At 37.6% G+C, this 24,905-nt stretch carries 19 protein-coding genes and 2 tRNA genes; 13 read left to right on the forward strand and 8 right to left on the reverse strand.

The window, feature by feature from the left end:
• The first annotated feature begins 111 nt into the window (after positions 1-111).
• The 3 genes from L6469_RS03150 to L6469_RS03160 all read left to right on the forward strand — a co-directional run bounded on the left by L6469_RS03150 (position 112) and on the right by L6469_RS03160 (position 3,579).
• Positions 112-1,959: a MutS-related protein gene (locus L6469_RS03150; RefSeq protein WP_039870744.1), complete on the forward strand. Its 1,848-nt coding sequence runs from the start codon at positions 112-114 to the stop codon at positions 1,957-1,959.
• A gap of 64 nt (positions 1,960-2,023) precedes the next feature.
• Positions 2,024-2,923 carry a ThiF family adenylyltransferase gene (locus tag L6469_RS03155; protein ID WP_006282833.1) on the forward strand — a complete coding sequence of 300 codons (900 nt, stop codon included), beginning with the start codon at positions 2,024-2,026 and terminating at the stop codon, positions 2,921-2,923.
• A gap of 11 nt (positions 2,924-2,934) precedes the next feature.
• Complete coding sequence (locus L6469_RS03160; protein WP_006282832.1) at positions 2,935-3,579, forward strand: lactate utilization protein; 645 nt, start codon at positions 2,935-2,937, stop codon at positions 3,577-3,579.
• 181 nt (positions 3,580-3,760) lie between these two features.
• Here L6469_RS03160 and L6469_RS03165 read toward each other — a convergent pair.
• The 3 genes from L6469_RS03165 to L6469_RS03175 all read right to left on the reverse strand — a co-directional run bounded on the left by L6469_RS03165 (position 3,761) and on the right by L6469_RS03175 (position 6,622).
• Positions 3,761-3,831: transfer RNA gene (locus L6469_RS03165), tRNA-Gly, on the reverse strand.
• Positions 3,832-3,841: 10 nt separating this feature from the next.
• A tRNA-Thr gene (locus L6469_RS03170) sits at positions 3,842-3,914 on the reverse strand.
• A 155-nt stretch (positions 3,915-4,069) separates the two neighbouring features.
• The gene (locus L6469_RS03175; RefSeq protein ID WP_006282831.1) at positions 4,070-6,622 is read right to left on the reverse strand and encodes an ATP-dependent Clp protease ATP-binding subunit; all 2,553 of its coding nucleotides are present in this window, start codon (positions 6,620-6,622) and stop codon (positions 4,070-4,072) included.
• Positions 6,623-7,149: 527 nt separating this feature from the next.
• On the opposite strand from L6469_RS03175, the gene L6469_RS03180 reads away from it, so the two are divergent.
• The 9 genes from L6469_RS03180 (at position 7,150) to L6469_RS03220 (ending at position 16,144) form a co-directional block, all read left to right on the forward strand.
• On the forward strand, positions 7,150-7,626 hold the full coding sequence (locus L6469_RS03180; protein ID WP_006282829.1) for a helix-turn-helix domain-containing protein: 477 nt from the start codon (positions 7,150-7,152) through the stop codon (positions 7,624-7,626).
• A 203-nt stretch (positions 7,627-7,829) separates the two neighbouring features.
• Positions 7,830-9,788, forward strand: a complete 1,959-nt coding sequence (locus tag L6469_RS03185) for a dipeptidyl-peptidase 3 family protein (protein ID WP_006282828.1) — start codon at positions 7,830-7,832, stop codon at positions 9,786-9,788.
• A 34-nt stretch (positions 9,789-9,822) separates the two neighbouring features.
• Entirely contained in the window at positions 9,823-10,443 is a 621-nt protein-coding gene (locus L6469_RS03190) for a DNA alkylation repair protein (RefSeq protein ID WP_027453512.1), read from the forward strand.
• Positions 10,444-10,590: 147 nt separating this feature from the next.
• Positions 10,591-11,097 (forward strand): Fur family transcriptional regulator, encoded by a 507-nt coding sequence (locus L6469_RS03195; RefSeq protein WP_006283260.1) that lies wholly within the window; start codon positions 10,591-10,593, stop codon positions 11,095-11,097.
• Positions 11,084-12,361 carry an adenylosuccinate synthase gene (locus L6469_RS03200; RefSeq protein WP_006283261.1) on the forward strand — a complete coding sequence of 426 codons (1,278 nt, stop codon included), beginning with the start codon at positions 11,084-11,086 and terminating at the stop codon, positions 12,359-12,361. The genes L6469_RS03195 and L6469_RS03200 overlap by 14 nt, the downstream gene beginning before the upstream one ends.
• A gap of 89 nt (positions 12,362-12,450) precedes the next feature.
• Positions 12,451-13,839: a histidine--tRNA ligase gene (gene hisS, locus L6469_RS03205; RefSeq protein ID WP_074549252.1), complete on the forward strand. Its 1,389-nt coding sequence runs from the start codon at positions 12,451-12,453 to the stop codon at positions 13,837-13,839.
• A gap of 38 nt (positions 13,840-13,877) precedes the next feature.
• The gene (locus L6469_RS03210; protein WP_006281397.1) at positions 13,878-14,879 is read left to right on the forward strand and encodes a rhamnogalacturonan acetylesterase; all 1,002 of its coding nucleotides are present in this window, start codon (positions 13,878-13,880) and stop codon (positions 14,877-14,879) included.
• A 201-nt stretch (positions 14,880-15,080) separates the two neighbouring features.
• Positions 15,081-15,509 carry a Fur family transcriptional regulator gene (locus tag L6469_RS03215; RefSeq protein WP_006281396.1) on the forward strand — a complete coding sequence of 143 codons (429 nt, stop codon included), beginning with the start codon at positions 15,081-15,083 and terminating at the stop codon, positions 15,507-15,509.
• A 77-nt stretch (positions 15,510-15,586) separates the two neighbouring features.
• On the forward strand, positions 15,587-16,144 hold the full coding sequence (locus L6469_RS03220; RefSeq protein WP_006281395.1) for an NADH peroxidase: 558 nt from the start codon (positions 15,587-15,589) through the stop codon (positions 16,142-16,144).
• 128 nt (positions 16,145-16,272) lie between these two features.
• Here the strand turns inward: L6469_RS03220 and L6469_RS03225 are convergent, their stop codons facing one another.
• Positions 16,273-18,780: a TonB-dependent receptor domain-containing protein gene (locus L6469_RS03225; RefSeq protein ID WP_006281394.1), complete on the reverse strand. Its 2,508-nt coding sequence runs from the start codon at positions 18,778-18,780 to the stop codon at positions 16,273-16,275.
• Between the two features lie 250 nt (positions 18,781-19,030).
• On the opposite strand from L6469_RS03225, the gene L6469_RS03230 reads away from it, so the two are divergent.
• Entirely contained in the window at positions 19,031-19,573 is a 543-nt protein-coding gene (locus L6469_RS03230; protein ID WP_006281393.1) for a hypothetical protein, read from the forward strand.
• 2,121 nt (positions 19,574-21,694) lie between these two features.
• Here the strand turns inward: L6469_RS03230 and L6469_RS14770 are convergent.
• The 4 genes from L6469_RS14770 to L6469_RS03250 all read right to left on the reverse strand — a co-directional run bounded on the left by L6469_RS14770 (position 21,695) and on the right by L6469_RS03250 (position 24,856).
• On the reverse strand, positions 21,695-21,802 hold the full coding sequence (locus L6469_RS14770) for a hypothetical protein (protein ID WP_143067155.1): 108 nt from the start codon (positions 21,800-21,802) through the stop codon (positions 21,695-21,697).
• Between the two features lie 306 nt (positions 21,803-22,108).
• Positions 22,109-22,522: a hypothetical protein gene (locus L6469_RS03240; RefSeq protein WP_006281391.1), complete on the reverse strand. Its 414-nt coding sequence runs from the start codon at positions 22,520-22,522 to the stop codon at positions 22,109-22,111.
• Positions 22,512-23,015: a pyridoxamine 5'-phosphate oxidase family protein gene (locus L6469_RS03245; protein ID WP_006281390.1), complete on the reverse strand. Its 504-nt coding sequence runs from the start codon at positions 23,013-23,015 to the stop codon at positions 22,512-22,514. The genes L6469_RS03240 and L6469_RS03245 overlap by 11 nt, the downstream gene beginning before the upstream one ends.
• Before the next feature lie 305 nt (positions 23,016-23,320).
• Positions 23,321-24,856 (reverse strand): hypothetical protein, encoded by a 1,536-nt coding sequence (locus L6469_RS03250; RefSeq protein WP_006281389.1) that lies wholly within the window; start codon positions 24,854-24,856, stop codon positions 23,321-23,323.
• Positions 24,857-24,905 lie beyond the last annotated feature (49 nt).

The following is a 24,905-nucleotide window of genomic DNA, read 5'->3' on the forward strand; positions in this document are numbered from 1 at the left end:
TTTTTTTATAAAAAGAATAGTCTTCATATATTTTTGTTGAAAAAATTACAGGTATTGCTGTAAATGTCGTATTTTTGTATTCATGATAATGAATTCTATATAATTATAACAATGACAAAAAAAGACTTACATACTTTTTATAGTGAGCGTGCATCTAAACTCCATCTTGAAATCGTTCAATTAAAAAAATACACTACACCTTATATTATAGCAGAACTGGTAGCTTTTGCTCTTATAATAGTATGTTTTGTAGCGTATACTTTGACAGATATAGGAGTATTTGCGTTCTTCTTGGCTGCTGTATTTATGGCTGTATATATCGTGATACGTAACAACGATGTTACTACAAGTGATAGAGTGGATATGCTTCAGCATCAGGTTCATGTCTATGAGCATGAGTTACAGTATTTGTCTGGTGATTTCAGTGCTTTTGATGCTGGTGAAGAATTTGTGGATGTTCATCACCCATTTTCTTTTGATATGGATATATTTGGCAAGAATTCTCTTTATCATCGTATTAATCGTACAGTTACAACCGGTGGAAGTACTTTTCTTGCTCAAACTATATCTAATATTGCTGTTCCATCTAAAAAAGCGATAGACCAGCGGCGTGAAGCGATAGCCGAACTAGCGAAGCAAGAGCCTTTGCGCACAGCCTTTATTGCCGGAAGTAAGGGTGAGCATATAGTTACTGAAGAAATATTCAGAGGATTACAAGAGGTTAAAAATACTCGTATTCCTCGTTTTGCGATGCAATCTATAGCTTTAGTTGTAGCTTTTCTTTGTTTAGGAATGTCTTATGGTCTTATTGCTGGTACTATATGGGGCAGCGTGTCGGGAACGTTGGTACTGATGTGGATTTTTTTTCTTATTAGTTTGACCTTAATAGTTTTGTCTCGTCCTCTATCGTTAGTGAATAAAACAATCCATTTCATTTTGCCAAGTTTGAGCAAATATATAGGTTTGATCATCTTGATTATGGAAAGTCAGCTGAAAAGTGCAGAGATAGGTGAAATCAAAGCTAAATTTCAAATGCAGAATGATGATGCTGTTACTGCTTTTAATCAGTTGAAGAGTATACTTGATGATTTGGATAAACGAAATTCTATTTGGATATTTCTGTCAAATATGCTTTATTTGAGCGATTTCTTTATTGTACGCAGATACTTAAAATGGCAACAGAACTATATGGCCAATATAGAGGACTGGATAGATGCCGTCAGTCATTTTGATGCACTGGTAAGTATGGCTACATTTCGATTTAATGAACCTGACAGTAGGGATGCCGAAATTGTAGATGTCGAACAGTCTCCGTCAGCTCTTAATAAAGTGGTTTATCAGGCTAGGGGACTGTATCATCCGTTTCTTGGTGCAAAGGCAGTCCGAAATGATTTCAATGTGGAAGACAGACATTATTATATTGTTACCGGAGCTAACATGGCGGGCAAAAGTACATTTCTTCGAGCTTTGGGTATCAATTGTGTTTTAGCTTTTAGTGGAATGCCTGTGTTTGCTGAAACTCTGCAAATATCTTGTTTCACTCTTTTTAGTAGTATGCGTACAACAGATAATCTGAACCAAGGTATCAGTTATTTTAATGCAGAACTACTTAGATTAAAACAACTTATAGCTTATTGTAAAGAACATCGTAGCACGTTTATTATCCTCGACGAGATACTTAAGGGTACGAATTCACTTGATAAGTTGAATGGTTCTCGTTTGTTTCTAGAATATATTTCTTCGCTTCCTGTAACAGGAGTTGTGGCAACTCACGATTTGGAGCTTTCTCGTTTGTCAGAAGAACGTCCTGATAGATTCAGTAATTACTGTTTTGAGATACAGTTAAGTGATAAGATAAATTATACGTATAAAATATCAGATGGAGTAGCTTGCAATCAGAATGCTACGTATCTATTGAAGAATATTCTTGAGGATGAATTTCTTCATGAAACAAAATAGGAGATGTTTGCATATTTGAACTTTTCTGTGTATTTTTGCAGTTAAATTAAACATATATATACATATGATTTCAGGTATAGAACGTGGTACGCAGCGCCGTACAGAATTGCTTTTGGGTAAGGATAATCTTGATAGGATAGCTGAAACACGTGTACTCATCTTCGGATTAGGAGGTGTAGGCTCATGGTGTGCAGAAAGTCTTGTGAGAAGTGGTATTCGTAAACTAACTATTGTAGACTCAGATCGTGTATGTGTTACTAACTGTAATCGTCAGTTGATGGCTACTACTAAGACTGTTGGTGAAGTGAAAGTGGAAGCTCTCCGTAATCGTCTTCTCGAGATTAATCCGAATGCACAAATAGAAGCGCTGCAGAAAATATATGAACCTGCAACGGCTGATTCTTTTCATATGGAAGATTACGATTTTATCATAGACGCAATAGATTCTCTTAGTGAGAAAGCCGATTTGATACTTCGTGCGACAAGTTTACCCAAACATATTACTTTTATTTCTTCTATGGGTGCAGCTCTTAGGATAGATCCATTCCAGGTTCGCAAGGCTGAATTTTGGAAGGTTAAAGGTGATCCTTTGGCTCGTGCTATACGTAAAAAATTCAAGAAACAGAAGGTTCGTCCAGCCCGCAAATTCTTCTGTGTATATAGTGAGGAGAAACCGATGTCGAATATGGGGGAAAACCATTCTTGTGGTACAAGTGGATGTATGTGTCCGAAGGCTAAACTGTTGAGTGGTGTCCGTGGGACAGATACTGCTGTATATGATGCTCCTGGCGATCAGAGTTTAGTAGAGCATGAATGGTGTACTAGTAAGGCACAGATTAATGGTTCTCTTTGCCATATTACAGCTATCTTTGGTATGGCTATTACGGGTATCGTTCTCAATGAAATCGTAAAACTCGATAGTGACGCCAAAAATGTAATCAATAGTGCAAATATTAATAATTAAATAGTATTACTATGACGTTTCAAGAGGTTAATGAATTAAGAAATGACCGTCTTGCAGCAAAGATGATCAAAAATCTGAAGGCAAGACATTTTGATGCCTTCTATTGCAAGAATACTTCAGAACTTCTGAATAAGATTCATGAGCTTATTCCAGAAGGGTGTAGTGTTAGTTGTGGTGGTTCTGTGTCTATTCGTGATACTGGCATTCTCGATATGATACGTCAGGGCAATTATGATTTTTCCGATCGAGATGCTGCCTCGACACCTGAAGAAAAGCGTACAATAGCACTTAAGGCAATGGATTGTGATTACTATCTAGCTAGTGTCAATGCTATTAGCGAAGATGGTCAAATTGTCAATATTGATGGTAATGGCAATCGTGTTGCGGCTTGTACTTGGGGACCACGTCATGTCGTTTATGTGGTAGGTATGAATAAGGTATGTCAGGATCTTGATGCGGCTATTAAGCGTGCACGCAGTACTGCTGCTCCTATTAATGCCACTCGTTTTGGTCTTGAAGCTCCATGTCAAATCGATGGTGTATGTCATGATTGTAAATCACCTGGCTGTATCTGTAATTTTATTTCTATTCAACGTATGTCAGCTCCTATAGGTCGCCATATAGTGGTGTTGGTAGGTGAGGAGTTAGGGTTTTAAATCCTTTGATATGACACTATTTGTATATGCTATATACTTCAGTGATTTTGTTATACCTATTGTTATACCTAAATGTAATAATATAATGTTTCCTTAGGGATTAATACTTATTTTTTTATTAATATTCTAAAAAAAATAATAGAGAAAAAAAAGAGAATTAAGAATTTTATTATCAAGCTAGAGCGGGATACGGGAATCGAACCCGCCTCCCAGGCTTGGGAAGCCCGTGCACTACCGATGTGCTAATCCCGCAACATGTGCGAGCCGATAGGGGGACTCGAACCCCCGACCCACGCATTACGAATGCGTTGCTCTACCAACTGAGCCATATCGGCAATTGCGAATGCAAATATACTATTAATATTTTAATTTACAAAATAAAAGCTCATGTTTTTTTTCAAAAACATGAGCTTTTTATATGTTTTATTTGGTTAGACAGTTATATTTTACATATGGAATAATGCTTATATTAACATTGTCTGAACAAATATTAATTTACTTTCTTAAATGTAAGTTCCTCTTTGCTAGAACTTTTCCCTACGGTAATGCTATCACCAGGTTTCAAATTATCGCTAAGTATCATTTCACATATACCATCTTCAATATAGTTTTGGATGGCTCTCTTCAGTGGACGTGCACCAAATTGTACATCGTAACCCTTAGTTGCAACAAATTCTTTAGCCTTGTCAGTCACATTTATGTGATATCCTAAGGTTTCGATACGATTGATGAGGCCTTTCAATTCGAGATCGATAATCTTCTTGATAGAAGTCATATCGAGCTGGTCGAATGTGATGATTTCGTCTAAGCGGTTTAAAAATTCTGGCGAAAACTGTTTGCTAAGGCTCTTTTGAATGATAGAGCGAGCGTATTCTTTATCGGCTTCGCTTTCACTAATAGCCAATGCATTACCTGCATTGAATCCAACACCTTTGCCAAATTCTTTTAACTGGCGTGTACCAGCATTAGACGTCATGATTATCACTGTGTTGCGAAAATCTACGAGTCGGCCATTTCCGTCAGTAAGTCTACCTTCGTCGAGAACCTGTAAAAGCATGTTGAATACGTTGCCATGAGCTTTCTCTATTTCATCGAGCAGTACGATCGAGTAAGGATGTCGACGAACTTGTTCTGTCAGTTGTCCTCCTTCATCGTACCCAACGTATCCTGGAGGCGCACCGATAAGTCTTGATGTGTTGAAAGACTCGGTATATTCACTCATATCGATACGAATCAAAGCATCCTGACTACCAAACATTTTTTCAGCTAACTTTTTGGCAAGGTAGGTTTTACCAACACCCGTTGGACCTAAGAACATGAAAGCACCGATTGGATGAGTAGGGTCTTTCAACCCTACACGGTTTCTTTGGATAGCCTTAACCATCTTGTCAATAGCTCCATCCTGACCTATAACAAGACTCTTAAGTTCGCTATTCATATTCTTCAGGCGGATACCCTCCGACTGTGCGATACGCTGTACCGGTACACCTGTCATCATGCTTACTACATCCTCAATATCGGCTATCGTAATCTCTTCGCGATGTACATCCACGCCATTTGCCCAATCATTCTGCATGCGAGCCAATTCACGTTCAAGTTCAGCCTGAGTATCACGGAAACTAGCAGCTAATTCGAAGTTCTGGTTAGATACGGCTAGTCGTTTTTTACCTTTAACTACTTCTATTTCTTTTTCTTTATCAGTTATTTCTTGTGGAATAGTAGCATGTTGTAAATGTATACGTGAGCCTGCTTCATCGAGAACATCGATAGCTTTGTCAGGGAAGAAACGGTCTGTGACATATCTGTCTGTCAATCTGACGCAAGCTTCAAGGGCATCATCTGTGTATGTAACGTGATGATGATCTTCATAACGTCCCTTAATATTTTGTAGAATTTGCAATGTATCTTCTTTTGATGTAGGCTCTACAATAACCTTTTGGAATCTGCGTTCCAACGCACCATCTTTCTCAATACTCTTACGATATTCGTCTATAGTGGTAGCACCGATACACTGTATGGTTCCACGTGCTAAAGCGGGTTTCAGTATATTGGCAGCATCCATTGTACCAGGAGTACTTCCTGCACCAATAATAGTGTGAATCTCATCGATGAAAATAATAATATCTGGATTCTGCTCAAGCTCTTTGATTAGTGCGCGAATACGCTCTTCAAACTGCCCTCTATACTTTGTTCCCGCCACAATGGCAGTCATGTCAAGACTAACAAGTCTTTTGTTAAATAGGATAGGAGAAGTGTTATGCTTTACTATCATTTGGGCCAACCCTTCAACAATAGCGCTTTTGCCTACACCAGGCTCACCTATTAATATAGGATTATTCTTCTTTCTACGTCCTAAAATCTCTATAACACGCTGAACCTCTTTCTCACGTCCCACAACAGGGTCTAGCTTATTGTCTGTTGCAGCCTTGGTTAGGTCTGTAGAGAAGTTGTCGAGAACAGGAGTTTTTCCGTTTGAATGCGGAGCAGCTTGTATAGTGCTTCTTTTACTCGATGCACCGCCGTTAGAGTTTGAATTAGCGAATTCCTCGTCATCTTCTTCCTCTTCGTCAGGCAGTTGTAGTCCATCTTTTATAGGAGCTGAATTGGTGCGTTTCTGCAGGTAATTCAGCGTATCTTCATAATTCATATTGTTAAATTCAAGTACTTCCTTTGCACCATTCTGTGTTTGGTCATGTAGAATTGCAAGGAATAAGTGTTGTATGTCTACCGTCTGTGTGTGTTGTATGCGAGCTTCGAGCACAGCGAGTTTCAAGATATTATTAGCTTTATCGTTGAGTACCAGTTCTGTGGTAATCAGTGGCTCTTGAAGTTCATTCTCGCTCACTCGGTTCTCGAGTTCTGTTTTAACAGAGTTTACATTAACATCAAATCGGGTTATCAGTTCCAATATGATACCCTCTTTTTCCCTCAACAAGCCTAATAACAAGTGCTCTGGGCCTACTGAGCGACTGGCCAGACGGGTTGCTTCTTCTCTTGAGAAGGCAAGCACCTGAGAAACTCTTGGTGAAAACTGACTAGTCATAATTATTATATCCTTTCTTTTTAATTAAATGCAAATTTACTATTTTTTAGTATAAAAGCAAAAGGTGTGCCAAGTTTTTAAGTATACATTTTACTTCTTTATTTAAATGTAAGATGTATTGAAATTTGGTTATGAATGTGAAATGTTGCTATTTTTGTTGTTTTATGTTGATAAATAAGTGCAATTTTGTCAATTTTTGGTTGAATTACGTGTATGTTCTACATCCTATAATTTACTTGACGAAATGAGTGTGTACGTTACCAATAAACATCAAATATTATATAACACGAAATTACTTATAGTTTTTGCGTAAGTATCTATATTCTTTGCATTTGTACAAGAAATAATGATTCTATTTATGTATAAAGTCTTTACAACATGATGTACAATATAAAATACACTTCAATTTAATTTATTTGCTCAAAATAATGTAAAAAAAATGATTTTTGCTTGCAGTTTAAAAAAAAGATATTATCTTTGCAATAAATAGGATAATAATTATTAAAATAATAAACTTACATTCTATTATGTCAAAGTATAATATTACAGAGAAAAAAGAGAAGGAGGCTGCTTATCGTACGCTCGTAAGCCCTCGATTAATGGATGACTTGAAGGAGAAAATCCTAGAGATTATTTTAATTAACAAGAAGTATAAAGACAAAGACTATTCTGCAAAGAAACTGGCTGAGGATTTACACACTAATACTCGTTATATTTCGGCAGTAGTTAGTGTAAAATTTCACACGAACTATACTTCATTTGTTAATAAGTATCGTATAGAGGACGCAATGGCTATTCTTGTAGATCGTCGTTATAAAGATTATAACATGGAAGATATTTCTGATATGGTTGGTTTCTCTAATCGTCAGAGTTTCTATGCATCTTTCTATAAGTTTACTGGTATTACACCGCGAGAATACAAGCTGAAGCATATGCAGCCTGAAAAGACTCCTAAAAAACGTGGTCGTAAGCCAAAAGGCTGGACTCCTGAAGATGACAAGTAATTGTTAGTATATGGTGTAGGGATATCTTGATGGTATCTATGAACTTATCACAGTCTCGAAGAGATTATTTCCCATAATATGGCAGGACGAGTCCTGCTGTTTTGGGCTATGTGGGGTTCTGTTTTAGCTTTACTTTACAGTACCTTTTTAGTTTTTTGCTATTTTCTCTCTTTGAGACAAGTGGTATAATAGAATTGATAATAATGAATTTGATGAAAGAAGATTTCAATTTTTCAGAAGAAAAGTTCGCAGATTTGCAAATGCTTCGATATCGTCTGAATGGTTTTGAAAATCTCTCGCTTCAACAGAAATCTCTTATTTTCTGCCTAAGTAAGGCGGCTGTGTTTGGACGTGATATTACTTTCGATCAACAAGGAAAATATAATCTGACAATTCGTAAAGTGATCGAAGCAATCTACGTAAATGCAGATCAAACATCTCGCAATCAAAATGATTTTAGCAGTCTAGAGGTCTATCTTAAAAGAGTATGGTTTTCTTCTGGAATCTATCATCATTATGGTTGCGAGAAATTTTTGCCTGAATTTTCAGAAGATTTCTTTCGCGAGCAGGTGGTCCGATTAGATGATAGTGTATTACCCTTGCGTAAGGGACAAACTAAGCAGCAACTTATAGATGAGCTTGTGCCTGTTATGTTTGATCCTACTGTTTTACCAAAGCGTGTGAACCAAACAGATGGTGAAGATTTGATCCTTACCTCAGCATGTAATTTTTATGAGGGGGTAAATCAGAAGGAAGTAGAAGAGTTTTATGCTCAGAAAAAACTTCCTCAGGATGAACAGCCTTCATGGGGACTTAACTCAAAATTGGTGAAACAAAATAATCAACTAATTGAACAAGTATGGAAGGTTGATGGTATGTATGGTTCTGCTATTAAGCAGATTGTGTTTTGGTTGAACAAAGCACTTAAATATACAGAGAATGAGCAACAGAAGACAGTTCTTCAGAAGCTAATTACTTATTATAATACTGGCGATCTTCACGACTTTGATGATTATTCGATAGCTTGGGTAGCTCAGCAAGAAGGGGTAGTTGATACCATTAATGGTTTTATAGAAGTATATGGCGATCCGCTTGGTCTGAAAGGTACGTGGGAAGGCATTGTAGAATATGTAGACGAAGTGGCAACGGCTCGAACACGTACGATAGCAAACAATGCCCAGTGGTTTGAAGATCATTCGCCCGTAGATCCTCGTTTCCGTAAGCCTGAGGTAAAGGGTGTCTCAGCACAGGTTATTTGTGCTGCAATGCTTGGTGGTGACGAGTATCCAGCATCAGCTATCGGTATCAATCTGCCTAACGCTAACTGGATTCGTAGTACATATGGAAGCAAGAGTGTTACTATTGGTAATCTTACCGAAGCTTATACTAAGGCTGCTCATGGCAATGGTTTTACCCAAGAGTTTGTAATCGATGAGTCTACTCGAGAATTAATAGAAAAGTATGGTGATGTTTGCGATGATTTGCATACCGACCTACATGAGTGTCTTGGTCATGGTAGTGGTAGACTACTTCCTGGTACAGATCCTGATGCTCTCAAGGCCTATGGTAACACGATGGAAGAGGCAAGAGCAGATCTCTTTGGCCTCTATTATATCGCAGATCATAAATTGGTAGAGCTTGGGCTTACACCAAACGATGAAGCTTATAAGAGTCAGTATTATACCTATCTTATGAATGGTTTGATAACTCAGCTAGTGCGCATCAAACCGGGATTGAATATAGAGGAAGCTCATATGCGTAATCGTGCGCTTATCGCTTATTGGGTACTTGAACAAGGCAATGGCTGTGTAGAGATTGTTCATCGTGATCATAAAACCTACGTGAAGATTAACGATTATAAACAGTTACGTGTACTTTTCGGTAAACTCCTAGCTGAGGTTCAGCGTATCAAGAGCGAAGGCGATTTCGATGCGGCTCGAGAACTTGTAGAGAAATACGCCGTAAAGGTAGATCCAGTGCTTCATAAAGAAGTGCTTGATCGGTATGCTAAGCTGAATATTGCGCCGTATAAAGGATTTATTAATCCGAAGATGACTCCTGTATATGATGTGCATCGTCAGCTTACTGATATTGTGCTTGATTACAGTGAGAGCTTTGCCGAACAGAATCTTCGATATAGTAAGGAATATGGCACATTATAATGCTAGTTATATGTTTATACTATAAATAAAAAATATGGTATCACAAGAAACTCAAGATAAACTTAAAGAGATCCGTTCATCTTTCCGATTATTGATGAACGGACCTGTTTCACAATCTATGCGTGATAAGGGAATCGATTATAAGATTAACTGGGGCGTTCCATTGATGGAACTAAAACGTATGTCGACAGAGTATGGCAAGGATTATGATCTTGCTATCGAACTTTGGAAAGACCATGTGCGAGAATGCAAATTATTAGCAACAATGATCATGCCTGTTGATAAAATGTTGCCGGAAATCACTGATATCTGGATGGAGAGTGTAGATAATCAAGAACTTGTAGAGCAATTGGTATTTAATCTGCTGCAATATGTTAATTATGCACCAGTTATTGCTTATCAGTGGATGGCCGAAAATCGCCCATATTACCAAATCGCAGCTTATCATATTTTGTCTCGACTCTTTATGAATGGGCAACAACCAAACGAGCGTGGTATCAATGAATTTCTCGATCAGGTTGGTGTAGCCCTTCAGAGCAATCAGCTTAATGTGAAGCATGCAGCAGCCAACTGTGTTCAGCGGTTTGCACAATTAGGCGAAGTATACAAGCGTATGGCAAAGTCTGCACTTAAGGATCTGATTGAGATCTTTTGAAATGTCTCAATATTGTACGACAGTAATTAAAGTTATTTGCTAAAAGCAACAAAAAATTATCATTTCTGTCGATTTCCTTACATTCTTTTGTTATATGTGGCGAAAATTTAGTAACTTTGGAGGCGTTTTGTGTTATGTATATGCAAGATGAAAGAGAATTTAGTAAATAAAGCAAGGGAAATCCTTGATAATTATTTGGTAGCCCGAGGTCATCGGAAGACACCTGAGCGCTATAACATCTTAGAAGCTTGTTATAGTCTTAAAGGGCACTTCTCTCTAGAAGATTTAGGAAGCCTTCTCGAAAAACGTAATTTTCGAGTTAGTAGAGCTACCCTTTATAATACTATGCGCCTCTTTGTTGAACTCCGTATTCTTACTCGTCATAATCTGCTCGATGGCACCAAGTATGAAGTGTGTGATGATCGAGATGACCATGTGCATCAAGTGTGTACAGTGTGTGGTAAGGTTACAGAGATTTATGTACCACAGATAACACAGGCGGTCCATGATGCAGAATTAAAAGGATTTCGTAAAAATGGCTTTACCTTATATATATATGGGGTATGTGTCCATTGTCAAGCGAAATTTTCCAAACGTATATTAGTGGATGAAGAAGAAAAATCTAAGAAACCAAATAAAAATGAACACAGGTAAAGTAGATGTCCTTCTCGGTTTGCAGTGGGGCGATGAAGGCAAAGGTAAGGTTGTCGACGTTTTGACACCTAAGTATGATGTTGTGGCTCGTTTCCAGGGTGGTCCTAATGCTGGTCACACGTTAGAGTTTGAAGGTCAGAAGTATGTACTTCGTTCTATTCCTTCTGGTATCTTTCAAGGTGGTAAGGTTAACATCATCGGTAACGGTGTTGTTTTAGCTCCAGACCTTTTCATGGGAGAGGCTAAGGATTTAGAGAAAAGTGGTCACGATCTTAAGAGTCGATTGCATATCTCTAAGAAAGCTCATCTCATAATGCCTACACATCGTCTGCTCGATAAGGCTATTGAAGCTGCTAAGGGTAAGAATAAGGTAGGTACCACAGGTAAAGGTATCGGGCCTACTTATACAGATAAGATTAGCCGTAATGGTCTTCGTGTAGGTGATATCCTCGAAAACTTTGAGCAAAAGTATGCTCAGCATAAGGAACGCCACATGAAGCGTCTAGCAGAACTTGGTTGGACAGATTTTTCTACGCTCGAAGAAACTGAAAAAGTTTGGATGGAGGGTGTTGAATATATGAAGAGCTTTAAGTTTGTAGATAGCGAGCACGAAATCAATAACATCCTTCGCAGTGGCAAAGATATTCTCTGTGAGGGTGCTCAGGGTACTATGCTAGATGTAGATTTTGGTAGCTATCCGTTTGTTACCTCTTCTAATACCGTATGTGCAGGTGCATGTACTGGTTTAGGTATTGGTCCTAACAAGATAGGCAATGTATATGGTATTATGAAAGCCTATTGTACACGTGTAGGTGCTGGTCCTTTCCCAACAGAATTGTTTGATGAAGTTGGCAAGAAGATACGTGATCTCGGTCATGAATATGGTGCAGTTACAGGTCGTGAGCGTCGTTGTGGCTGGTGCGACTTGATTCAGCTTCGTTATTCATGCATGATTAATGGTGTCACTCAGCTTATCCTTATGAAGAGTGATGTGCTTGATACATTCCCTGTAATTAAAGCTTGTGTAGGTTACAAACTCCCTAATGGTGAAGAAACACAGGAGTTGCCATATGAAATCGACGGGGTAGAGCCAATCTACAAAGAATTTAAGGGTTGGAACACAGATATGACTAAGATGACTAGTGAGGATCAATTCCCTGCTGAATTCAAGGCTTACATACAGTTCCTCGAGGAGTTCCTCGAAACTCCTATTAAGGTGGTTTCTATCGGCCCAGACCGTGATCAAACCATCGTAAGAAAGTAATACGTTATTGTAATCATAATACGTGGGCATGAAATACACCTTAACAGTGTGTTTCATGCCTAACGTGTCTAATAAAAATAAAGAATAAGATGGCTCAAAAACCAGGTATTCCTAAGGGAACACGCGACTTTGGCCCAGTAGAAATGGCCAAGCGCAATTATATATTTAATACGATAAAAGAAGTGTACGCGCTGTATGGTTTCCAACAGATTGAGACTCCTAGTATGGAGAATCTATCAACTTTGATGGGTAAGTATGGTGACGAAGGTGATAAATTGTTGTTTAAGGTACTTAATTCAGGTGATTATCTCAAAAAAATATCAGATGAGGAACTTGCTGAGCGAAATGTACTCAAACTTCAGTCTAAGCTCTGTGAAAAAGGTTTGCGCTATGACCTTACCGTGCCTTTTGCCCGCTACGTGGTGATGCATCGTGATGAACTTCAGATGCCTTTCAAGCGCTATCAGATTCAGCCAGTATGGCGTGCAGACCGTCCTCAGAAGGGTCGTTATCGTGAATTCTATCAGTGCGATGCTGATATTGTAGGATCAGACTCTCTTCTCAATGAAGTTGAGCTCATGCAAATCGTCGATACCGTATTTACTCGCTTTGGTATTCGTGTTCAGATTAAGATTAATAACCGTAAGATTCTTGCTGGTATCGCTGAAGTTATCGGTGCACCAGAGAAAATGGTTGATATTACTGTTGCTATTGATAAACTCGACAAGATTGGACTTGACAATGTTAACCTTGAACTTAAGGAAGACGGTCTGAGTGACGATGCTATTGCTAAGTTGCAGCCTATCCTTAGCCTAAGTGGTAGCAATGATGAGAAGCTTGCTACTATCAAGACAGTTCTTTCAGATTCAGAAACGGGTCTTAAAGGAGTAGAAGAGGTGAAGTTTATATTGGATACCCTTAAGACTATGGGTCTTAAGAATGAGATGCAACTCGATTTAACTTTGGCTCGTGGTTTGAATTATTATACTGGAGCTATCTTCGAAGTTAAGGCACTTGATACTCCTATGGGTAGTATCACTGGTGGTGGTCGTTATGATAACCTTACTGGAATTTTCGGTATGCCAGGTCTTAGTGGAGTTGGTATCAGCTTCGGTGCTGACCGTATCTATGATGTACTAGATGCACTTGATCTTTATCCTAAGGATTCTATCAATGCTACACAAGTTATTTTTATAAATTTTGGCGATAAAGAGACAGCATATTCTTTACCAGTACTTAAGGCATGTCGTGAGGCAGGTATACGTGCAGAAATCTTCCCAGATGCAGCTAAAATGAAGAAGCAGATGAATTATGCAAATGCTAAGCATATAGCTTATGCTGTATTTACGGGGGATAGCGAAATCGAAGCAGGCAAGGTAACTGTTAAGGATATGGAGATGGGTGGTCAGAAATTGGTTTCTACCGAAGAGCTGATTGCTATCGTTTCTAATGGCACCAAAATTGCCAAGGAGGCATAATTTTGCCCCTGATGAATTAATAAACCTACAAATCTACAATGAAAAAAATTACGCAGCTACTTAGTATGTTGCTGATAGCTCTGGCGCTTACCTCAGGTAAGCACCAGACTACTATCTTTGTTATTGGAGATAGTACAGCAGCTGAAAAAGACAAATATAAAACAGATCCAGAACGTGGTTGGGGCATGGTGCTACAAGGTTTTTTTGATGAAGATATTCGTGTAGAAAATCATGCTCGTAATGGTCGCTCTTCTAAGAGTTTTATCAATGAGGGTCGATGGCAGAAAGTGCTAGACAATATGAAGCCTGGTGATTATGTACTTATTCAGTTTGGTCATAATGATGAAAAGTCTGGCGAAACCCGACACACAGATCCTGGCACTACCTTCGATTACAATATGGAACGTTTCGTTAATGAGACACGTGCCAAAGGTGCTTATCCGGTATTGCTCAATGCTGTGGTTCGTAGATGTTTTTGGACAAATGCACCTAAGAACGACGATGATGAAAAACTTCGCAATACCACTTATGATGGTCAGGAGCGTATTACCAGCGACACATTGATTGATACTCATGGTGCTTACGTTGTTGCTCCAAAAAATGTAGCAAGGAAGATGAAAGTTCCATTTATAAATGCTACTAAGATTACCCACGATATAGAGCAAAGGTTGGGTGTGATAGGAAGCCGAAAATTGCATATGTGGTACTTACCTGGTGAGAATGCACAAGTGCCAAAAGGTAAAAAAGATAATACACATTATAATATAGAAGGTGCTCGTATTGTAGCAGGAGCTATTGTTGATGAATTGGGTAAACTAGTGCCTCAATTGCAGAAACATATTCATCATTATAAATATGTTGTGTCTGCAGAGGGTAGAGGTAACTATATGGATTTGCAGCAAGCTATTGATGCAGTACCTGATGGACAAAAAGAGAAAAGCGAAGTTCTTATTCTCGATGGTACCTGGAAGAAACCAGTTATTGCTAAGAGCAAAAAAATAAAATTGATTAAGTATTCTTCAGTAAAGATTACTAAATAGTTAAAAGCCGATATTCGTATTTCTGAATATCGGCTTTTTTTGTTGAACCTAGCTATTGGAAGTCGTACTTGATGTTCTATTTATTTAATTATTATTGCTAAATGTAATTTTTTTAAATATAATGTTGTAATAATTACAAAATTGTTTGGATTATAATAAATTAAATATTATATTTGCAATAATAAAGGTTATTAGAAATATATGACAGATAGAGAAGAAGCACTCAAACGCTTAACAGATAGAGGAGTACGTCCTTCGGTTCAAAGAATTGCCATTATGGAGTATTTGCTTACACATCATACTCATCCTACTGTAGATGATGTTTATCAAGGACTTTGTGACGACATTCCAACACTTAGTAAGACTACAGTGTACAACACGTTACGACTTCTTGCAGATCATAATGCAGCACAGATGCTTACCATAGACGATCATCGTGTTTGCTATGATGGTGATACTCGTTCTCACGTACATTTCTTTTGCAAACAGTGTGGTAAGGTTATTGACTTTTTTGACGAAGATGCTCCAGTACCATCAAAGCCACGAGTTATTCTAGGTAATATAGTAGAAGAGCAGCACCTTTATTATAAAGGAATTTGTGCTGATTGTGCAGCAAAAAAACACGTATGAATTAAAATAGGAAAATAATTATAGGCTACCAAATAGTCTTTATTATCCATTAAACATTATTATACAACTAAACAATTATGAAGAAAAAATTTATCTGTACCGTTTGTGGTTACATTTATGAAGGTGAAGAAGCTCCTGAAGCATGTCCAGTTTGTAAAGCTAGTTCTGACAAGTTTAAAGAGATGGAAAATACAACTCCTGATCTTGAACTCGCTACTGTACATTATCTTGGTGCAGCTTATAAGGAAGGTGTTTCTCAGGAACTCATCCAGCATTGTAAGGATACTTTTGCAGGCGAGTGCAGCGAAGTAGGTATGTATTTGGCTATGGCTCGCCAAGCTGATCGTGAGGGTTATCCAGAAGTAGCTCGTACATATGAGCACTATGCTTACGAAGAGGCAGAACATGCAGCTCGTTATGCTGAACTTTTGGGTGAGGTCTTAGGTTCTACCAAGGAGAATTTATTTGCTCGTATTCAAGCAGAGAAGGGTGCTTGTGCTGAAAAGTTCGAAATGGCTAAGTTGGCTAAGAAAGAAGGCAATGATACTCTTCATGATACTATTCACGAGATGGCCAAAGACGAAGCTCGTCATGCTGCAGGTTTCTTAGGTCTTTATAAGAGATTCTTTGAATAATGCTAAGAATTTAGCGAATAGAATATAACAAATAATTGAATCATCTATTTGTTTTATTCGAAATTAAATAATCCTCGAGTCATATAAGACCCGAGGATTATTTTGTAATTGTATTATTAATCTGATTTTTACATATCACCACCGCCAGAATATCCTCCTGTCATATCTGTATCATCGTCTTGCATATTTTGGCCATCAGGTTTCCCCTTCTTTTTACTATTATTATTACCAAAGTTCCAGGTCAGAGTGAAGTTTACCTTACGTCCACCACGTCTATTCAACTGATAACGTGTAAATGTATCTGTTTCAGTATAAGTCTGCCATTTTCTAGTATCCAGCAAGTCACGACAGCTGATTGAAAGGCTCAACTTTTTGTTAAAGAAATTCTTGCGAACACCCAGATCTACACTGTAGTTCGCTTTGCGATACCCCTGCACCGTTGTCTGTCGTGAATTATATCGACCGCTCAGTTGCAAGCTAATGTCGTAAGGCAGAATCAAGCTACCTGTCATTCGAGCATTCCATTGGAAATTATCTCTTTCCTCGCCTGTAATTGTTTGCCCATCAATATTATAGCTGAAACCGTCAAGCTTGTAGTAGTAGCCATTCACATTAGTAGTCAAGTCGAAATTCTTTCCAAACTTATTTTTAAGAGTCATCTCTAAGCCGCTGCTCTGACTTTTGGCAATATTCTTGGTAGTGCTATACATAATATTGTCAGCAGAATTTTGCCAACTTATGCGCTGCATAACGTCTGTAGTAGGGCGATAGTACGCACTTATAAGCAGTGAGTGTTGTGTCCATGTACGCAAGTAGTTAAGAGAGAACGAGTTAGAGTATTCTGGAGTAAGTTCAGGGTTACCGAAAGATATCATAGTAGCATCTCTTGTATCTTTGAAAGAATTAAGCTGACCGCCCCAAGGACGACGAAGTCTGCGAGTATAGTTTAATTGTAACTGATCATTAGGAGTAAGCTGGTAGCTCATAAATACACTAGGGAAGAGTTTGAAGAAATCCTTCTTGAAAGCAGGGTCACGCTTTGTTGCATCGTGTTCCTGATCCCAAGTATAGCTTTCGGTATTCACCTTCCAGTATTCGCCGCGAAGCCCTCCCATCAGGCTGAAGTTACCAAACTTGTATGATAAGGTAAGATATCCAGCATGTAAATCCATGTCGTAGATGAAACGGTTATAGTAGAGTTTATCTTCTGTTTTATTCACACCATCCCAAGTATCATCAATCCACGATTCCTGTGGAGAATTTTCGTGTGAGAGAGTAGCTTGATAACCAGCCTGCAACATGAAAGCATCCGTAATAGGGTTTTCATAATCTAGCTTAAAGTCCCAATTTCGATTGTTCATTTTCATTGGGCGAGACTGATAAGCGTATTCAGAAGCCTTCGCATCATCACCATAATAAGTTGTAGAGTCCTGATACAGATTATCCATATTCATCTTCCATCGGTTGTAACTAGCTGTGAAATCGAGGAAGTGTCTTTCTGTAAAGTTATGGCGATAATTATATTCCACGTGCTGCATGAGCATACGACCATTGGTATGGCTACGTCGATACATCATGCGTGTATCCATATCGGCTCCAATTACACCATAGTGATAGGGTAGAAACTGCCAATTGTTCATCTTGCCGGTCATGAGCATTCCTGTAATACCCATATCATCTTTATCCGTCAAGTGCCAAGTAAGTCCCGCGCGAGTAAAAATATTATTACCCAAGTTAGGTGAAGTGCCATGGTAAGTTTGATACTGGTGAGTATTAAAATACTCCTGCTCAGAGTCGGTTTTGCCTACATTTTCACGATGGCGATAGCCGACACTGGCAAAAGCATCCAGCTTACTGCTGTTATAATTTATATTGAAACTTGTGTTGGCACCACCTCTTGTATCAGCCCCTGCCTGTACGCTACCATAGTAACCTGCTTTGCGATTTTTTTTCAGTACGATATTGATGATACCTGCACTACCTTCTGCTGAGAACTTAGCCGATGGATTATCGATGACCTCTACACGTTCGATACTTTCTGCAGGTAGTTGTTCCAATATCTGTGCACGGTTATCTGTTGTTAATCCACTTGCTTTACCATTTATCCATATTTCCACGCTCGAATTACCTCGGAGCGATACGTTTCCGTCGTTATCAACTTCGACTGAAGGAATATTTTCGAGTACATCAGTAGCTGCCTGACCGGCATTTGATACCAAGGATCCTACATCGAAAGTTTTACGATCCACCTCCAGTTTCATAGTAGACTGCTGACCAGTAATCGTTACTTCTTTTAGCATTTTAGCATCCTCAGTCATATAGAGAGCAGGATATGAAATATTTTGGTTTTTATCAGAAATAGTAAATCTACGAGTGACATCTCTATAGCCGATGCAAGTAAGAGTAATCGTATATTGACCATTTGGAAGTTTGCCAATATTAAATTTTCCGTCGATATCAGAAATAGCTCCACCTGCGATTTTGGCAGAATCAGACTGTGAGGTAATTTTGATATTTACGAATTCCAGTGGAGTATTCGAGTTCTTATCCAGAATCTTTCCCTTAATGTTACCTTCTGTAGCCCAAGCACCACTTATGCTCATGGCTGTTAGGAGTAGTAATGTTGTACGTTTCATCCAATTTTAGTTATTACGTTTTTTTATATCAGATAATTTGACGTATAAAACCACGAAAGGTTTAATAAAAAAATACTTTTTTTTATAAAAATAAAAAATGTGATAATTTATTTGGTATTCAGCAAAAAAATATTATCTTTGTAGTGTATCAAACATTTTGCACTTGCCTTAATAAGCATAGCATTTGCACATATTTACATGAAGCATTAAGCTTTTTTCAGCATTATAAACATCTAATTTCGCATTACTTATGAAAGGTTTCAAACATTTAGCGGTTATCGCCCTTATGGGGAGTATTATATTCAGTTTTATTTCTTGTGCCAAGGATAATGCAGATATTCCAAGATCGAGTGCTCATGTACTTGACAACAGTGATAATACACGTCTTGAGGTAAACCGTGAATACACAATCAGTGAAAAATTTCTTACCTATTATATATTTCAAGATGCTAAGAACGAAAAAGTATTCGCAGCATACGATAATAATTATGTTTATGTATACGATACATCGGGTGAAGTGCCTCAATGTCACATAAATCGTGTAGAAATAAGTAAAGGTGATTATAATATTTCGATTACAACGCAAGCTGAAAGTACTATTTACATTGTGAAGCGAATAAGTTATAATTATCAGCAAGGAGGTGCTATCGATATGACATTGAGATGTGAAAGCGGCTCACACCGTTGGCATTGTATATATGAACTTGGTGTTCACAATAGTGAGACAGGTGAGAGGATGGTTTGGCGAGCTGCCGATCTTATAGCTTTTGTAAAAAGGAATATTGATAATTAATTCAAGTAAGTTATGTTTATACAGCCTGCAATGGGCAGGCTGTTAAATAAAATGTCAAAAAATACAGTCACAAAAAATCTTCATCTAGCTCGAAATCTTCAATTTTTGGGTTGACTATTAGTGTTTTGCTACCGTATTTTACTTTTATTTCCAGCAAAAACATAGCCAATGAAGAGTAAACATATAGATTATAGCAGACTAACATTATGTTTTCATAGATTAAACCCTATGTTTTTAACTCATAAAAACTATACTTATGCTATGTCTTTATCAAATCGACAACGTAAAAATAGATAGTGTGTATAAATAATACGTTGATAATCAGGTAGATGTAATGTAGCGTAAATTTTGCATATTTAAGGGTTTCTTAATATTCCAGCTACAAATAAGCAAAATACGAGAGGGTTCTTGTCAACTTAATTCAAGAAAAATAACTATAGTTTATCTAGTAATATTATTACTTCAAAAAAAAATACTGTCCGAGGAACAAAATTCCTCTGGGCAGTATTCTAATGTATATATATGAAAGTTTTGAATAAACTTATTTGTCAGCTTCAGAAGAAGCTGTAGTTTTCTTTGCTAATTCTGCATTAATCTTTGTCAATGGCATTTATATAAGCAGCAGCTGGAAGAGGTTGAATACCTTTTTCAATTAAATCCTTATAGATATTGTCGTTAGTAAAGATCATTTCTACTTTATTATTACCAATTTTTTCTTCCCAATCATTTTGCTCTGTATAAGGAGTATTCTTCAGTTTAACCTCTACAGCTAACTCATTAACCTTTGTATAAGGAGTTCCTTCTGAGGTCCAATCATCTTTATCTTTGCCGAAAGCATTCGTATACTGGTATACATTATTACTTCTGAAAGTTATGGTAGGTTGTGAACCTTCTTTTTTCAGTAAGTCGAGATAGAAGTCACGATCTAAAGATTTTGTTTTACCATTTTCATCAATTTCAGAATTATAGTAGTTCCAAACTTCAAATGTAATACCATCATGATATGTTTTTCGTAGTTCCTGGAGTACCGCAGCACATATTCCGTTAGTAGTTATGCGAATACCGTTTGGTTCATATGCCACAGTAAGGACGACGTCAATATTAGCGATTTTCCAAGTTTGTGTTTTATGCGCATACTTGAATGTTTCATCTACTTTATCATGATTTTTTACGATATACATATCATCCTCAGTACAATAGTACTTTTGATTGATTGGGATAAATACTTCAACATCAGATGTATCACGTACGTGGATAGACAAGTGAGAAGAGATATAATCATCTGTTGTCTTAGGCGCATTGAATGCCAAATTAACTTCAACCTCACCTTTACGATCAGGATTTGGAGTAATTTTAGATCCATCAGCTGGTGTCAATTTAACAACCCAGTCATTATATACGCCATCGCCTGCATGAGATTTACCTACAGTACCATCTTTCCCATCATGCTTCTGAGTCGTATAGTCGAAACACAAGTACCAATTAGTTTCATTGTTATAGGTAATCTTATAGAATTTATATTTATCCTCTTTAACATTATTATTATCACTGTACGAATCCCTATAGGTTGGAGATTGATCAGCACGAATGCCTAATACCAACGCACGTGGCCCGTTGGAAGCATTATAGTCGAGAAAGTGTATACCGCCAATAGTGAGGTAATCCATTTTTTCTCCACCTTTTACTATATCTGTTTTACCATTTTGATCAGGAGTTGTAGTATAAGAATCAAAGCTCGAACCTACGTTTTGTATGAAGTAGTTTTCTAGGTCGCATTCTTGACTCCCTTCATTTGGATGTTCTTTGATATAATTAATGACAAAATTATATTCATCAGTTGATACTTGTTCACCTCTGTCTGTAGTTTTAGGAGCATTATTACGATAAGGATAATAAGCACGTCGCTGCGAATACAACTGATCATCAGACATATTCTGATCGCTAACTTTAAAATAGTTTACATTAGTTTTTGCATCACCTTGATAAGCAGCATACCTGATGACTTTAGAAGCATTAAGCAGATTACCTTTAGAAAATGCTTGGATTTGGGTCTCTTTAACCGGTGAAATTACAACTTCTGAATTTGCATTAGTCAGATTGTCGATACCAGCCATGTCATCTTTAGAACATGAAGTAAACATGGTTGTACCAAATAATACTGTAGCCGCAGCTACATGAAGAGCTATACGTTTTTTCATCACTTAATAATTTAGTTGAAAGTTTTAAAATCTTATTATTTACGCAATCTTAGACAAATCATCTTTTAAATAAATATCTCGCAATAAATCATTCATTTAGAACCATTTTTACTGCTAGTGTTTTAAAATATGATACAGAATATATTATTCTAATATCTATTTGCTTAACACATATCTATTTTATTTATTCGTCCTTAATTGTATTTTGTTTATTCATATATATATATCGTGCCACAAATGTACGTATAATTTTTTATAAAGGCAAGTAAATTTATTATTTTTTTTAGTTTTTCGCAAAAAAAAGTTGTAGAATTTAACTGTATGATTTGTGCTGTTTCTACTCTTTTTCGTATATCTTTACAATATCATCAAAGTACCATTTGCCTTTTTTTTCTATCACTTTTATTTTATTAGCGCCTTGGTGCCCCTCATCATAAAAATCATAGCGATACCATGAATCGCCTAGCGGCTTGATACAGATAATCTTGCTTGTGCCTTCTCCGTCATTAAAGCCTGTACGGAAGAGCCATACAGCGTAGCAGTCACCGCTATCACAGTCGTAATCATATTTATCTTGCAATTTTTTCAGCATTTTGTCAGTACAATGAGCTTTAAGATATGCATAGTCGTTATATAAACTTTTGTTATACATATCTGAAATGAGCTCATGGATAGATTGATCGGTATTGCTCACACTACATGAAGTAAGTGTGAGCACCATGGTGGCGATGATAATTATCTTATTTAGCATGGTTTTCCTTAGCTCTTACCAATTCTATCGATTCTTTACCAGAAATATGATCTATCTCGAAACATATCATACACATATGGTTGAATCCGCTTGCAATTTCATGCTCTGTACCTGGTTGATCAGGACAGTAACGGGCAGAGAGTAAGCGAAGGGTCTGCATTTTCTCTTCATTATCATCGATGATATGTACTTTACCAAAACAGATAACGCTACGGAAAAAGGTAGTGAACTTTTCGGGTACGATATCATCTTTGTCGATAACGGTAAAACTTGCTTTTTCGTGAAAGCGAATGGCATCGAGTTTGTGGCCGCTCAGTGCTGAGTGGAAATATAATTTGCCATGGGTATAGACATAGCTGATAGGTACTCCGTAAGGATAACCTTCTTCTGTAAGCAGAGAGAGAACTCCTGACGTAGCCTTTTGTAATATTGCTATGCTGTCTGCTTCTGACAGCAATTGGCGCTTTCTGCGCATTTCTCTAAATTCTGACATTTATTATTAATTTTGATATGATTTCAATTATTGAATACTGATATAATCTTTATCATATATTACTGATGTGATTTGCTAAACACAAAGATACATAAAAAGGATGATATACAGCATTATGATTATCAAAAAATATAGCAGTATTATTGAATATGTCTATAAAATCCCTTCTTGCTGCTATATTGGCTTCAAGAAGGGATCGAAAGGGGGAAGAATGGATTGCTAGCAATGAGCTAACTTCCTATTCATATAAAATATAGTGTAGGTATGAAATACTTATGATGTCATATAATAAGGTGTGATTATTTTTATTCACTTTCCAGTTCCTTGCGCATCTGTTGGCCTACTTTGTTCCAGTAAGGTATATGCTTAAGCATAGAGCGTACTGGCTGAACACGCCATAACATAAGAAGTAACAAGAAGAAACACCCTATCAAGCAAGTGGTACCATATAGATATTTTATAGAGAGCATAATACTCTGTACAGGGTCTATCTGCAAGCCACGGGCAAAGTTGTCGGCTACATGATAGCGGAAAAGATAGCTATATATACCGCCGCTGATAGAGTCGACTACACTATTACGGATAAAACCTGCGATGGTTAGACCCATAAAGAAATGCTGAAAAGGCAAGAGTTCTTCGAGATATACCGTAAGTGTGCAGAAGAAAATGGCATAACCGAAAGTGCGTACAAAGGTAGGCGCATATAGACGCTCGATATTGAGCTCAGGAGTGATGTAAAAATACATGAGCACCTGATAGCCAAGCATCAGTGCAAAACCGATAGTAAGTAGACTAGTATAGCGAAGCTTAAGCATCTTCATCCACCAGAGACTGAACAGACAACCACTAAGCGAACCTACCCACCCTATGAGATTGAATCGGGAAGAGGTGAGCATACCATAATGTAGTATACTCCCAGTAAAGATACCTTCTAAAGCATTATGAGTAGAGTTCATCCACTCTTCTACGACAAAAAAGAAAAGGATTGCTCCCAGTGTTTTATATCTGAAAGCTTTCGGATCAATATATGGATGGTGTATGTGCGTCATTCTGCCATAAGCAAAGAACGCCGTTACTGGTAGAGCACAGGCCACATTACACCATAAGCCTGAATCGCTCCAGTTATAGTATTCACCATAGGTAAACAGCCACACAATCTCTAGTAATGTAGTAGACCATAGTATACAGCCAAGCCAGTCGATATTAATAAAAGGCATTGGACGCATGAATCGGAAATGCTGAGTGCATGTATATAGAAAAAGGAGTACCAGAAGCAATAAAGCGACGATAAAATACTGCATGGCATGATAATCGCCACAGTAGTAACAGAGTTGCTGAGATATCCAACCACTGGCACTCATATCGCCTAACACGATGATATAAAGCAATGGAAAGAAAATCTCGAAATCGCGCTTTGGAGTTATCCACAGTTGGATATTACTTAGTGCCTCAAAGGTAGCCATTAATTTGAAGAAGCTACACAAATAAGATAATATGCATAATACGGGTATCAACTCAGTAGTGAGCGATAATAATATGCAGACTATCATACCTGATACCGAAAACAGCATAAGAGAGCGATTTGTGAAGCGAAATTTCAATCTGAAGAGGATGGGGAAGGGCATAGCTACCCCCACAACTCCACAAATAAATATAAAGGTGGCGTCTTCGCGCATGATACTCATATCGCCTATCTCTTGCTGCATGTTACCCATGTAGGTAACATTGACCAGCTGAAAGATAATGGCGAAGAGTAGATAGATCCATGGCTGAAGTTTCTTCGGTATGAAAGGCTTCATCATGGGCATGGCGAATGGTCGCCCTATCATAGGATCTGCCATAGTTTCATTTTTTATTTTATCAACTTTTTAATAATCTGGCTCTGTTTTA

The sequence above is a fragment of the Segatella baroniae B14 genome (genome assembly GCF_022024235.1).
GTDB classification, from domain to species: Bacteria; Bacteroidota; Bacteroidia; order Bacteroidales; family Bacteroidaceae; genus Prevotella; species Prevotella bryantii.

What these genes read in the sequence shown, in the direction of transcription:
- L6469_RS03190 (WP_027453512.1), top strand. Translation starts at nt 9,823, where the DNA reads ATGGTATCACAAGAAACTCAAGATAAACTTAAAGAGATCCGTTCATCT.
- L6469_RS03245 (WP_006281390.1), bottom strand. Translation starts at nt 23,015, where the DNA reads ATGTCAGAATTTAGAGAAATGCGCAGAAAGCGCCAATTGCTGTCAGAA.
- L6469_RS03240 (WP_006281391.1), bottom strand. Translation starts at nt 22,522, where the DNA reads ATGCTAAATAAGATAATTATCATCGCCACCATGGTGCTCACACTTACT.
- L6469_RS03230 (WP_006281393.1), top strand. Translation starts at nt 19,031, where the DNA reads ATGAAAGGTTTCAAACATTTAGCGGTTATCGCCCTTATGGGGAGTATT.
- L6469_RS03250 (WP_006281389.1), bottom strand. Translation starts at nt 24,856, where the DNA reads ATGGCAGATCCTATGATAGGGCGACCATTCGCCATGCCCATGATGAAG.
- L6469_RS03175 (WP_006282831.1), bottom strand. Translation starts at nt 6,622, where the DNA reads ATGACTAGTCAGTTTTCACCAAGAGTTTCTCAGGTGCTTGCCTTCTCA.
- L6469_RS03150 (WP_039870744.1), top strand. Translation starts at nt 112, where the DNA reads ATGACAAAAAAAGACTTACATACTTTTTATAGTGAGCGTGCATCTAAA.
- L6469_RS03180 (WP_006282829.1), top strand. Translation starts at nt 7,150, where the DNA reads ATGTCAAAGTATAATATTACAGAGAAAAAAGAGAAGGAGGCTGCTTAT.
- L6469_RS03210 (WP_006281397.1), top strand. Translation starts at nt 13,878, where the DNA reads ATGAAAAAAATTACGCAGCTACTTAGTATGTTGCTGATAGCTCTGGCG.
- L6469_RS03225 (WP_006281394.1), bottom strand. Translation starts at nt 18,780, where the DNA reads ATGAAACGTACAACATTACTACTCCTAACAGCCATGAGCATAAGTGGT.
- L6469_RS03195 (WP_006283260.1), top strand. Translation starts at nt 10,591, where the DNA reads ATGAAAGAGAATTTAGTAAATAAAGCAAGGGAAATCCTTGATAATTAT.
- L6469_RS03215 (WP_006281396.1), top strand. Translation starts at nt 15,081, where the DNA reads ATGACAGATAGAGAAGAAGCACTCAAACGCTTAACAGATAGAGGAGTA.
- L6469_RS03200 (WP_006283261.1), top strand. Translation starts at nt 11,084, where the DNA reads ATGAACACAGGTAAAGTAGATGTCCTTCTCGGTTTGCAGTGGGGCGAT.
- L6469_RS03185 (WP_006282828.1), top strand. Translation starts at nt 7,830, where the DNA reads ATGAATTTGATGAAAGAAGATTTCAATTTTTCAGAAGAAAAGTTCGCA.
- L6469_RS03220 (WP_006281395.1), top strand. Translation starts at nt 15,587, where the DNA reads ATGAAGAAAAAATTTATCTGTACCGTTTGTGGTTACATTTATGAAGGT.
- hisS (WP_074549252.1), top strand. Translation starts at nt 12,451, where the DNA reads ATGGCTCAAAAACCAGGTATTCCTAAGGGAACACGCGACTTTGGCCCA.
- L6469_RS03155 (WP_006282833.1), top strand. Translation starts at nt 2,024, where the DNA reads ATGATTTCAGGTATAGAACGTGGTACGCAGCGCCGTACAGAATTGCTT.
- L6469_RS03160 (WP_006282832.1), top strand. Translation starts at nt 2,935, where the DNA reads ATGACGTTTCAAGAGGTTAATGAATTAAGAAATGACCGTCTTGCAGCA.